This window comes from Aquimarina sp. BL5, from assembly GCF_003443675.1.
Lineage (GTDB): Bacteria > Bacteroidota > Bacteroidia > Flavobacteriales > Flavobacteriaceae > Aquimarina.
This window is the reverse complement of sequence record NZ_CP031963.1, coordinates 4,156,701-4,169,249: the sequence shown is the minus strand read 5'-3', so window position 1 is coordinate 4,169,249 and position 12,549 is coordinate 4,156,701. Positions and strand designations below refer to the sequence as shown.

Below are 12,549 nucleotides of genomic sequence, written 5' to 3'. Positions count from 1 at the left end.
CTATAACTGTAAAGAGTAATGTTCTATTGGCTGCTCTTTAATTGTCTTAGCGGCTTGTTCTGCAGTAACATCACGCTGAGGATTTGCAAACATTTCATACCCTACCATAAACTTTTTTATACTCGATGATCTAAGTAATGGAGGATAGAATGCCATATGCATTTGCCACTCCTCGTGGTTTAAACCATCTGTTGGAGCCTGATGTATTCCCGCGGAATAAGGAAATGAGGTTTTAAAAATATTATCATATTTTGTAGTTAATTGTTTTATAATCTCCGCATAACTAATCACCTCTTCTTTAGTTAATTGATCTATACGCTGAATATTTCTTTTGGGTATAATCATTGTTTCATAGGGCCAGATTGCCCAATATGGAACCAATGCTACAAAATGATTATTTTCTATTAAAATTCTTTCTTTGTGCTCTAACTCTTGATCTAAATACGTCAACAAAAGTGGTTTTTTATGTGTATCCCAATATTCTTTCTGCCGTATTGTTTTCTTTTTAACCTCTTCTGGTATCGATTTTTGAGCCCATATTTGTCCGTGAGGATGTGGGTTACTACACCCCATAATTGCTCCTTTATTCTCAAATATTTGCACGTAATTTATGTCCTTCATACTTCCCAAAACACTAAATTCATGCTTCCATAGTTCGATTACTGATGCTATTTCCTCTACTTTCATGATAGGGAGTGTCAACCCGTGATTAGGTGAAAAACAAACTACTTTACATATACCTATTTCTGCTTCTGCTCGAAGTAACCCTATCTCAACCTTTTCATTAGGAACCTCAGAAAATAATGCTGAAAAATCATTAATAAATGAAAATGGTTTTTGATAATTGGGATTGATATCACCACTCGCTCTTTTATTTCCAGGACATAGATAGCAATCTTCATCATAGGATACTTTAGAAATCTTGGAAAGTTCCTCTGTTTTTCCTTGCCATGGTCTTTTGGTCCTATGAGGTGATACCAAGACCCATTCTCCCGTTAAAATATTAAATCTTCTATGTGGGTTTTGATTAATGTTTTGTTCCATTAGCTTGTATTATAGTTCCCTGACTCGGAACAGTTACAAAAGAGGTTAACTCTATATTAAATTCTTTTCTATATGCTTCTTTGACATTTATAATATAATCATTAACACTATCAGCATGTATTAGATTAATAGTGCATCCTCCAAAACCACCACCCATCATTCTGGAACCGATAATCTGACTATAATCTTCAGAAAAATCTACTAAAAAATCTAATTCAGGACAACTTACCTCGTACAAATGTTGTAATCCTCTATGAGACTGATACATTAATTTTCCAAAACCTTGTATATCTTTTTTTTCTAGTAACTCTGAGGCCTGAAGCACTCGATCATTTTCTTCAATTACATAATATGCTCTCCTATAAAGAACATCAGTAAGCTCATCTCTATATTCATCTAACATACTTTTAGTAACTTCTCTCAGAGATTTGACTTTGGTATATGTTTTAGAAATAATTTCTCTTACCCTCTCACATTCTTCTCTACGAGTATTATATTCACTAGATGCTAGATTATGTGAAACGTTAGTATTAAGTAATAAAATTTTATAAGGTTCAAAATGAGCATCGATTAATCGATAATGTTTTGATTTACAATCCAGAAGAATTACTTTCTCATTCTCACTCATCACTGATGCAAACTGATCCATGATCCCGCACTTAGTTCCCACATAGTTATGTTCTGCACGTTGTGAAAGCTCAACAAGTTCTATTTTAGAGAGGTTAAGATTAAATAGTTCATTAAGACCATAAGCTAACCCGCATTCTAGAGCGGCAGAAGAACTAATTCCAGCACCAATTGGTAATTGGCTCTCAATAATACAATCAAAACCTTTTACACCATTCGAAATTTTAGAGATTTCACTAAGTACTCCTAATATATAATTCTCCCATTCTTCTTTACTTGGTTTCAGATCAGATAGATTTACATCAAGCATTTTATCGTAAGATGAACTATAAATTTTACACTCGTGCTCAGAGTCATTTTTCTGAAAAGAGAATACTATTTTTTTATCTATGGCAGTTGGCAGGACAAATCCATTGTTATAATCAGTATGCTCGCCAATAAAATTAATTCTTCCTGGAGAGTGAACAACCAATTCTGACTTAAAGCCTTTTACAAAACTCTTATGTATTGCCATTTTTTTAATATAATATGATAAATAGGTCTGAAGCAAACACCTATTTTAATTCTGAAAACGAAACAAATATAATAAATGTATTTTTTACATTTATTGTTAATGCTGTATTTTTTACTAATTTGCAGCTAAATCCATTTCTGGATAATAAAATCTGTTAAATAATAACATGAACTCGTACCAAGAAAAAGATAAATTTTATGTTGCCGTTGATTGTATCATTTTTGGGTTTGAAGACGGAAAACTAAAGTTATTAGTTTTTAATCGAAAAATAAATCCTTTCAAGAACTCATTATCTCTTATCGGAAGTTTTGTGAAAATCGGAGAAAGCGTTTCTGACGCCTCAAAAAGAATTCTAAAGGAATCTACTGGTCTTAAAAATGTATATATGAAAGAGCTAAAAACATATAGTTCTGTAGATAGAGACCCAGGATTCCGTTGTGTATCAATTGCTCAATATGCTTTAATACGTATTAATGAAAATATAAAAAATACAGTTAAAGAAAACCAAGCAGCATGGTTTGACATAGATACAATTCCCAAATTAATTCTAGATCATAATCTTATGGTATCCGATGCTCTAAAAAGAATTGAAGACGTTGCTAGATATAAACCTATTGGTTTCGAGCTTTTGCCAGAAAAATTTACCATACCCCAACTACAAGCATTGTACGAGGCTATTTACAGAAAATCATTAGACCCCAGAAATTTTCGAAAAAAAATACTTTCCTTTGATGTAATTATTAAGCTTGAAGAAAAAGACAAAAGTGGTTCTAAAAAAGGTGCCTATCTATATAAATTTGACCGTGTCAGATATCAAAAACTACAAGAATCTGGATATAATTTTGAAATCTAGTATTTAAGCTTAAATTTATAGATCTTAGAACTCGCAATTACTATGTCATCGTTACTTCAGAAAATATACGACCTTCAGGATATAAATTCGCTATCGAAGCACGAGCAAATTGTTAATGGAATTATAAGTGCCATTGATTCCGGAGTTTTAAAAGTAGGAGACAAATTACCTTCTATTAATGAAATGGTCGCAGAAGTAGGATATGCCAGAAAAACTTTTGTAAAAGCATATACCGAATTAAAAGAACGCGGACTAGTAGAATCCAAAAATCTTAAAGGATATTATATCATTAGTGAAGAAACTAATGTAAAGTTAAAGGTCGCATTAATTTTATTTGCATTCCATAGTTTTCAGGAAGATTTTTACAATACTTTCAGAAAAGAACTTGGTAAAAAATACCATATTGATATTTTCTTTCACCACAATAACCTTACTTTACTTAAAACAGTAATAGATAATATATCACGTAAATATGGTATGTATGTTATAGCTCCAATTCAGGAAAAAGAAGTTTCATCAATGATGAAACAAATACCGTCTGACCGATTATTAATTGTAGACCGGTATTTAAAAATGCCAAAAGATTATTCCTATATTTCTCAAGAATTTGAGGAAGTAACATACCTAAAACTAGTGGAGCTTACTACCCAAATAAAAAAATACAAAAGGTTTGTGTTATTCTTTAAGAAATACTCTGATTTCCCTCCAGGAATTCTACATGCTTTTAATCGTTATATATCAGATTACGATATTAATGGCGAAGTAGTAGATAGTTATGAACCTAATACATTGACAAAAAGTACGGCATACTTTTCTATTAGTGACACGCAACTTTGGAAGGTTCTAAAAGATGCTCGAAAAATGGAATATCGAATTGGATCGGATATAGGCATTCTGGCCCATGATGATAATATTATAAAAGAGATTGCTTTTGGTGGTATAACGACAATTTCTACTGATTTCACATATATTGCAAAAAAAGCAGCTCATTTTGTTAAAGAAGGAAAACCTATTCAAGAAATTGTTCCTACTTATCTCCGACAACGTAATTCTCTATAGTTTTTTTTCTCTTTTTAGATACTAAAAATTAATATCATCTAAATTACTCTTGTTTTTCCTAGACAAAGCTAGGTCATTTATTTATTTCCGACAAAGAGACAATATTACATATTCTTATTTATTTAATTGATTAATTACATATATTTCAAAAAATTGTGATTTTATTTTTTGATATCAAAATAAATATTTTACTTTTGTAAAGTAGCATAGAGTATCATAGCATAATTAAATACTCTTATCTAACTTCAACTCAGAAAAAAACTATTAACAAACACAAATCATATGAAGCGAAAAATATTTAATCGTATCATGATGTTACTCATTGGCCTAACAACCACCCTGGCTAGCGCACAACAAACTGTTTCGGGAACGGTAAATGAACCTAATGGCCCCTTGCCCGGAGTTAACATCTTAGTAAAAGGGACTGATAATGGTACCACTACGGATTTCGATGGTAGGTATACCTTAAATAATGTGGCAGATAATGCTATTTTAATATTTAGTTATGTAGGCTTTATAACTGCAGAAATACCAACAAATGGTAAAACTACCATAGACATAACACTTGAGGAAGATGCTGCAGCATTAGATGAAATAGTTATTGTAGGGTATGGTTCACAATCTAAGAGAGATGTTACAGGTGCTATATCCCAAATAAAGACTGAAGACATTGCACAAGTCGTTACAGCAAACCCAACTTCGGCCTTACAAGGTAAGCTTGCAGGAGTTCAGGTAGAAACAGCAGGTGGGGCGCCGGGTAGTCCCGCAAATGTTTTTGTACGTGGAGTTAGTTCTTTAACTAATTCCTTCCCTCTATACGTAGTTGACGGTGCTATTTCTGATAATATAAATTTCTTGAATGCAAAAGACATTGTAAATCTGCAAGTACTAAAAGATGCAACATCCGCAGCAATATATGGTTCTCGTGCTGCAAATGGAGTGATTATAGTTACAACCAATAGAGGTAAACAAAACTCTTCTCCTACCGTAAATATCGACATACGAAGTGGAGTTAACACACAACCCAGAAAACTTGATTTACTAAATGGCTCCGAGTATATCGCGTTTCTTAACCAACGTAGGATTAACGATGGTCTTGCTGGAAACATTCCTGATCCAGGAATTGACACAGATTTTCAAGATTTAAGTATAAATTCAGGTACAATTCAAGATTATGGATTTAATATATCTGGTGGTGGTGAAAACTCAAAATACTTTTTTAGTGCTAACTATTACGATGAAGAAGGACTATTAATCAGTGAAGAATTCAACCGTAAAAATATACGTCTAAATAGTGAATTTAAAATAGGAAAGCTTAAAATACAGGAATCTTTCGGGTTTTCTGAAAACCGATTTACACGTAATAACGCTTTTGGAAATCAAGGAGGTACTGTCCCTATTATTCGTCCTTTTGCCCCTGAAAATGAAGGAGGATTTGAAGCTATTAGTGATCCTGTTTTCGGAATTGGTGGAACTAATAAATTTGCAAACGCACAATTAGTTAATGATCAGAATACAGAACGTAATTTTCTAGGAAACATGAATTTTTCTTATGAAATTATAGAAGGACTTACTGCTAAACTAAATGTAGGAACCGAATACACTAATTTTTATAGAAACACATTTCAACCCACATTCTTTCAAAGTAATATAGATAGTGAAGTAAATGATAATCCCCTGAATGATCTTACTGAAGTTAGAGGAGAACGCTATGCTACAAATGTCGAGCCTACTCTTAATTATAAAAAAAGTTTTGGAGAACATAATTTTGATGTTCTCATAGGAGGTGCTCGCCAAGATATCACTACAAATACGCTTGCCATTTATGCGGAAGGACTTCCTAGTAATAATATCACCAATATAGCACAGTTCACTGATAATATTATAAACTCTGGTGGAGGTCGTTTTGATAATAAACTTTTCTCAACCTTTGGGCGTGTAAACTATAATTACAAACAAAAATATTTATTTACCGCTATAGTTCGTCGTGATAAGACTTCTCTTTTTGCAGACGGGTTTAATACAGGTACATTTCCTTCTTTTTCTGTTGGATGGGTAATCAGTGACGAAGGCTTCTTTAATCAGGACGGACTCTTTAATTCACTCAAGTTTAGAGCTGGATATGGAGAACTAGGATCTCAAAATGTGGATCCCTTTTCAAATCAATCCGTAGTAGAACCAAATTCTCCGATCACTGTTGGAGGTTCTTCTGGTCAAATTCCAGGATTTGCTATTACAAGTTTAGTAGATCCTACCTTAAGTTTTGAAACATCAAAAACTATTAATTTTGGTGTAGACACTTCGTTATTAGACAATAATTTAAAACTAAGCTTAGATTATTTTAACAGAGATAATGAGGATGTGATCCAAGCTGTTGCTATTCCTGATTCTAATGGGTCTGTAAACCCTGTATTTCAAAATGCTTCATCTATTAATAATAAAGGTTTTGAATTTGAAGCAGCTTACAGCTATGACAAAGGTGGTGATTTGACCTTTAATGTAGGTTTTAATATTTCAGCCATCCAAAATGAATTAACAGATTCTCCAAATCCAATTGTAGGTCCTTCATATAATGAAGAAGGTTTAAGAGCAAATCGTTTTGAGGTTGGACAACCTTTAGGATTTTTCTTTGGATTTAAGACAGATGGAATCTATAATGATCAAGCAGAAATCGACAACGATCCTTTTCTGGCTAATGATCCAGATCGAAGAGCATTGCTACAACCGGGAGATTTTAGAAGAGTAGATATTAATAATGATGGTAGAATAAATGACGAAGATCAGACTTCTTTAGGTGATCCAACACCAGATTTCACATATGGTCTCAACTTGTCTGTAAATTATAAAAACTGGGATCTTGGTGCCTTTTTTAATGGAGTTCAAGGAAATGAAATTTATAATGTTACCAAATTCTTTGGGTATTTCTTCTTGGATGATAACAAATTTGGAATTGTAAGAGATTCGTATACTCCTGAGAACCCAAATACAAATCTTCCTCGCGTAACAACTCAGGATACTGCCGGAAACCAGCTTCCATCAGATTTCTTTGTAGAAGATGGTTCTTTTTTCCGTCTGAAAACTCTCGAAATAGGATATAACTTTAATGATTTTATAGGAAAAGAATGGGTATCTAATGCTAGAGTATTTGCTAATATTCAGAATGTATTTACTATTACAAATTATTCTGGATATGACCCTGAAATAGGATCCAACAATAGTGGATTAGGAACTAATCGCGGTTTCTTTGGTTTTACTCCATTAACTAGTGCTGATTCTGTTTTTGACAGAGGACTTGATGTAAGATCGCAACCTAGGCCTCGTACCTTTATGATTGGGATACAAATGTCATTTTAAAAACACACAAAAGAATACGATATGAAAACAATTAAAAAACTATTTCCTTTTATAACGCTATTACTTTTTCTAGTAATGTATTATAGCTGTAATGAAGAAGACCTTAATATTTCGAATCCTAATAATGTAGCAGAACCTGAATTCTTCCAAACGGAAAATGACTTTAGACTTGCTGTTAATGGTATGTATCATCCTATAACTGCTGTTTTATTTTGGGGACGAGTTATCCATACTGGTGCTATGTTACGATCAGACGCCTACAACGTAATTCCGTTCCAACAAAATACAACAATGTCTACTTTAGAAGGACAGCCTGGTATCTCTAGATGGGCAGTAGACTTATATCCTCAATTATATCAATCTATCGCTAGAGCTAATAAAATTATTGAAGAAGATGCAGAAAACGGAGTGCTATCAGGAGAAGTTCAAAATGAAATTTTAGGACAAGCACATTTTCAACGTGCATTCTGTAATTGGTATTTACTAAATCTTTTTGGAACTGCTCCACTTGTTATGCAAACACCGAACACTGAAAACCCAGAAGAGTTTTTCCCTTCTAACGCCACACCGGCAATGTTTAACGAAGCGATCATTGCAGACCTGACAGAGGCTGTGAACAGACTTCCGCAATCTTGGGGGTCAAACGACGTAGGACGTCCTACCAGAGGGTCAGCACTTGCATTACGAGGAAAAACCTATTTATATATGGAAGACTGGGCAAATGCTGTTACGGACTTTACAGAAGTAACTACACTGGGATATTCTTTACTTCCTTCTGAAAATTATAGGAATAATTTTTCATCTAATTCCTCTCTAGAAAATAATACAGAATCTGTATACGAACTACAATATGTAGAACAAGATAATTTTGTTTGGGGAGCAGACTCGCCACTTACAGGATCTCAATCCAATTGGTACATTGATTACTCTCCTCCACATATCAGCCTAGATCAAGGACATGTCATAAATCCACATATCCTTCAAGTTTTTGAAGATAACGGAGATATGGTAAGAAGAAATGCGACCATTGCCTTTGATTATCCTGGAGCTACCGGATATGGAGGAACTCCGTTTGTAGAAGATTTCGCTCCAAGTATAGAAACAGCAGAAAACCGAGGAGTTCCAGCTCTATTTTCTAGGAAATATGCAGGTTTAGATGAGGGTTTATCTAGCTCAGAAATTCCTGGTTTTGGACATACATTAGGAACTAACTGGAGAATCATTCGGTATGCTGATGTATTATTAATGTTAGCCGAAGCTCTTAATGAAAATGGCGCCACGCCAAATGCCATACCATTCATCAATCAAGTTAGAGAACGCGCACAGATTTCGCTATTACCTAATACATTATCCAAAGAAGAAGTAGAACAAGCTATTATAGATGAACGAGTTATGGAATTAACCGGTGAAGGGCATCGATTTTTCGATTTAGTACGTTGGGAATTAGCAGATGATATATTAGGCCCTGGCTCTACTGTAGCAGGAGGGCGTCATCCTAAATCTCTTGCAGGACCAGCTGCCGTATTTACTACTGGACAAGATGAACTTTTATGGATTCCATTGCCAGAATTACAGGCCAACCCTAACTTAGATCAGAATGATGGATACTAAACTTATAACACAAGTAATTGTTTGATTGTAATATTTAGTTGTTTTAGTCAACCAAGCAAACTAAGGGGAAAGTTTGCTTGGTTTTGAAAATTTTATAACACTTTTTTTGAAAAAAAATCTAATTCATATCGCTCTAATTCTATTACTTTTTGGTTGCAAAAAACAACCATCAGAAGATTTTTTATTTACACTAGTTCCCTCTTCACATAGTGGCATCGCTTTTCAAAATACTATTATTGAAAATGACTCTATCAATGTTATTGATTTTCAATATTGTTATAACGGCGGAGGTGTTGGCATTGGTGATTTCAATAATGATAACTTACCTGATATCGTTTTTACTGCAAATCAAACATCTAGCAAATTGTACTTAAACCTGGGCAACATGAAATTTCAAGATGTTTCAGTCGTGTCACATTTTAAAACAAATTCGTGGATTACCGGAGTAAGTATTGTAGACATAAACACAGATGGATTAGATGATATTTACCTTAATGTTGGAGGAGCTCACTGCGACAATGATTGTAATAATTTATTATTCGTGAACAAGGGATTAAACGAAAAAGGTATTCCTTATTTTGAAGAACAAGCTTCAATTTACGGATTAGACGATGGAAATTACAGTCAACAAACTGTTTTTTTTGACTATGATCTGGATGGTGATTTAGACGCATATATTGTCCATAATGGAAATACAAAAAGAGATAGGAATACCCCTATTCCTAAAAAATACCAACCTAAACATTTATCAGATTATTTATTAGAAAACAAAACCAAAGAAAATACGAATCAAATATACTTTACCAACGTGTCCGATAGTTTAGGAATCACTCATAAAGGATTTGGATTAGGAGTTGCTATTAATGATTTTAACAATGATAATTTGCCTGATATATACATCAGTAATGATTTTATCACCAATGATCTCATCTATATAAACAAAGGGGCTGATACCATTGGTATGCATCTTGGGTTTGATGAAGTCAATCAACAAGTCTTATCTAAGCAAACATACAATGCGATGGGTGTTGATGTGGCAGATATAAACAATGATATATTACCAGATATTATGGTTGTAGATATGCTTCCTAATAATTATGAGAGACAAAAGAAAATGTTAGGTTCCAATAATTATGATAAATATTTATTGTCTCAGAGAAATGGGTACACTCCTCAATATATTCATAACACCTTACAACTGCACAATGGTTTTATAAAAGGTGAAATACTTCCAGCTTCAGAAATTGGATTTGCTTCAGGTATAGCCAGTACAGATTGGAGTTGGGCACCATTAATTGCAGATTATGATAATGATGGTAATAAAGACATCTATATTACTAATGGCTATGTAAAAGATATTACCGATCTGGATTTTATCAACTACTCAGAATACAACAACATTTTTGGAACTCCTGCGGCCAGAAAAGAGAAATTTAAAAGTCTTGTTGAACAACTCCCGGGAATTCATCTTCCTAATGTAATGTATAAAAATAATGGGGAAACTCAATTTACCGATGTTTCTTCTCAATGGATAGAAAATCAAAAATCCTACTCTAATGGTTCTGCATATGCAGACTTAGATTTGGATGGAGACTTAGATTTGATTATTAATAATATTAACAGTCCTGCTTTTATCTTAGAAAATCACACTTCAGAAAAAGGTAAAAAGTTCTTGAGAATACAACTAAAAGGAACTGACAAAAACAGAAGTGCCATAGGATCAAAAATTACTTTGTGGGAAAACGGTAACGAACAAACACAGTATCAATCTACAGTTAAAGGATATTTATCTTCTGTAGAACCAATTATTCATTTTGGTATTCACTCAGAAATAGTAGACTCATTACAAATAGTATGGCCAGATGGAAAGGTTAGTACCGCAAAAAGTGTCTCCAAAAACCAACGCTTAACTATAAACTATCTTGCTTCTTCAAATAAAAATTCGGAAGAAGAAATAGATTTAATTTTCGAAAAAGAGCATGCTTCGTTTTCTTACTTGCATAAAGAAAATTACTCGAATGATTATATACAACAATCATTATTAAGTCATCAATTTAATGCTCTAGGCCCTTGTATTATAAAAGGAAACATTGACAATCAACAAGGCGATGAGATTTTCATTGGAGGTAGCAAAAACATTCCAGGCACTCTTTTTTCTGAAGATCAAAATGGAATTTATCGTCCTATCCAAAAATTAGATATCAAATATGAAGACACTGGCTCATTGTTTATCGACATAGATCAAGATGGAGATAAAGATTTATATATCGGAAGTGGAGGTAGTGATGCCGGAAATAATGAAGATTTATTAAGAGACAGAATATACATTAACAATGGTAAAGGTGATTTTTCTGTGTCAAATGACAAAGTTCTTTCTAAAATTAAAACAAATACAACTTGTGTCGTTGCTAATGAGGTAGATTCTAATGGATCCCAAAACATTTTCATAGGTGGTGGTATTCTGCCAGGCAAGTATCCCCTTCATACACCCAGTTATATACTGACGAGTCAACAAGGTAAACTCTCTTTAAACAATAAGATTAACTTCTCTAACTTAGGTATTGTAACCGATGCGAGCTGGGCAGACATTAATAATAACAAAATAAAAGAGCTAATCGTAGTTGGACAATGGATGCCTATTTCCGTCTATGATGTAAACAAAGATGGAGCAAAAGAAATCCCGATACGATGGCAAGATACAGAAGGAAAAAAAATAGAAATGTCCGGTTGGTGGAACAGTATAACGCTCGCAGATTTTGATAACGACGGCGATCAGGATATACTTGCAGGTAATCAAGGAACTAATGGATTTATCCAGCCAATGTTTGATAAAGCGGTGTATGTATATACAAAGGATTTTGATAATAACGGAAGTATCGATCCCGTTTTAGCTCAGTATTTCGAAACTGAGGATGGCTTATCTCTTCAACCGATCCATACTCGAGATGACATTATGAAGCAATTGGTGGGCTTAAAAAAACGATTCCCTACATACAATGAATTTGCCAAAGTTAGCTTTCAGGAATTATTAAACATCAATGATTTAGACAAAGAAACTCTCAGCGCTCACATATTTCAATCAATTTATGCAGAGAACATAGGAAACAACACTTTTAAAGTATCCTATTTACCAGAAGTTTGTCAACGATCCCCTATAAATGATTTTCTTGTAGAAGATATTGATCAGGATGGTTTTAAAGATGTTTTGATCGTAGGTAACAATTATTCTGCAGAAGCAAACTACGGAAGACACGATGCTATGATAGGAGTATATCTAAAGGGATCAAAAGAAGGATTCATTCCGATAGAAAATAATAAAAGTGGTTTTTTGGTTGCAAAACAATCCAATCATATCATTTCTGTCCAAAAGAAAAATAACGAAAAATTAGTTTTTGCCACACAAAACAATGACAGTATCGTGGTGCATAGTATCATCAAAAAGAGAACTGTTTTAGCAAAAAACTGATTTTACAAAATATCAAAGGAT

At 33.4% G+C, this 12,549-nt stretch carries 7 protein-coding genes; 5 read left to right on the top strand and 2 right to left on the bottom strand.

Translation table 11 applies throughout. The annotated features are described in order from the left end of the window. The gene (locus D1818_RS17390) at nucleotides 1–1,044 is read right to left on the bottom strand and encodes a UDP-glucose--hexose-1-phosphate uridylyltransferase (RefSeq protein ID WP_118460236.1); all 1,044 of its coding nucleotides are present in this window, start codon (nucleotides 1,042–1,044) and stop codon (nucleotides 1–3) included. Continuing rightward, nucleotides 1,028–2,185: a galactokinase gene (galK, locus tag D1818_RS17385; RefSeq protein ID WP_118460235.1), complete on the bottom strand. Its 1,158-nt coding sequence runs from the start codon at nucleotides 2,183–2,185 to the stop codon at nucleotides 1,028–1,030. Before galK ends, D1818_RS17390 begins: the two co-directional genes overlap by 17 nt. Nucleotides 2,186–2,351: 166 nt before the next feature. Between galK and D1818_RS17380 the strand changes: the two genes are divergently transcribed. From D1818_RS17380 to D1818_RS17360, 5 genes are all read left to right on the top strand, one after another. Continuing rightward, complete coding sequence (locus D1818_RS17380; protein ID WP_118460234.1) at nucleotides 2,352–3,038, top strand: NUDIX domain-containing protein; 687 nt, start codon at nucleotides 2,352–2,354, stop codon at nucleotides 3,036–3,038. 42 nt (nucleotides 3,039–3,080) lie between these two features. Continuing rightward, nucleotides 3,081–4,097, top strand: a complete 1,017-nt coding sequence (locus tag D1818_RS17375) for a GntR family transcriptional regulator (RefSeq protein WP_118460233.1) — start codon at nucleotides 3,081–3,083, stop codon at nucleotides 4,095–4,097. Nucleotides 4,098–4,379: 282 nt separating this feature from the next. Then, the gene (locus D1818_RS17370; RefSeq protein ID WP_118460232.1) at nucleotides 4,380–7,451 is read left to right on the top strand and encodes a TonB-dependent receptor; all 3,072 of its coding nucleotides are present in this window, start codon (nucleotides 4,380–4,382) and stop codon (nucleotides 7,449–7,451) included. A gap of 21 nt (nucleotides 7,452–7,472) precedes the next feature. Beyond that, nucleotides 7,473–9,062, top strand: coding sequence for a RagB/SusD family nutrient uptake outer membrane protein (locus tag D1818_RS17365; RefSeq protein WP_118460231.1), 1,590 nt, complete (start codon nucleotides 7,473–7,475; stop codon nucleotides 9,060–9,062). A gap of 106 nt (nucleotides 9,063–9,168) precedes the next feature. Then, nucleotides 9,169–12,528, top strand: a complete 3,360-nt coding sequence (locus D1818_RS17360) for a VCBS repeat-containing protein (RefSeq protein WP_118463879.1) — start codon at nucleotides 9,169–9,171, stop codon at nucleotides 12,526–12,528. Nucleotides 12,529–12,549 lie beyond the last annotated feature (21 nt).

Coding starts and splice junctions, on each gene's coding strand:
- D1818_RS17390 (WP_118460236.1), bottom strand. CDS start 1,044: ATGGAACAAAACATTAATCAAAACCCACATAGAAGATTTAATATTTTA.
- galK (WP_118460235.1), bottom strand. CDS start 2,185: ATGGCAATACATAAGAGTTTTGTAAAAGGCTTTAAGTCAGAATTGGTT.
- D1818_RS17380 (WP_118460234.1), top strand. CDS start 2,352: ATGAACTCGTACCAAGAAAAAGATAAATTTTATGTTGCCGTTGATTGT.
- D1818_RS17375 (WP_118460233.1), top strand. CDS start 3,081: ATGTCATCGTTACTTCAGAAAATATACGACCTTCAGGATATAAATTCG.
- D1818_RS17370 (WP_118460232.1), top strand. CDS start 4,380: ATGAAGCGAAAAATATTTAATCGTATCATGATGTTACTCATTGGCCTA.
- D1818_RS17365 (WP_118460231.1), top strand. CDS start 7,473: ATGAAAACAATTAAAAAACTATTTCCTTTTATAACGCTATTACTTTTT.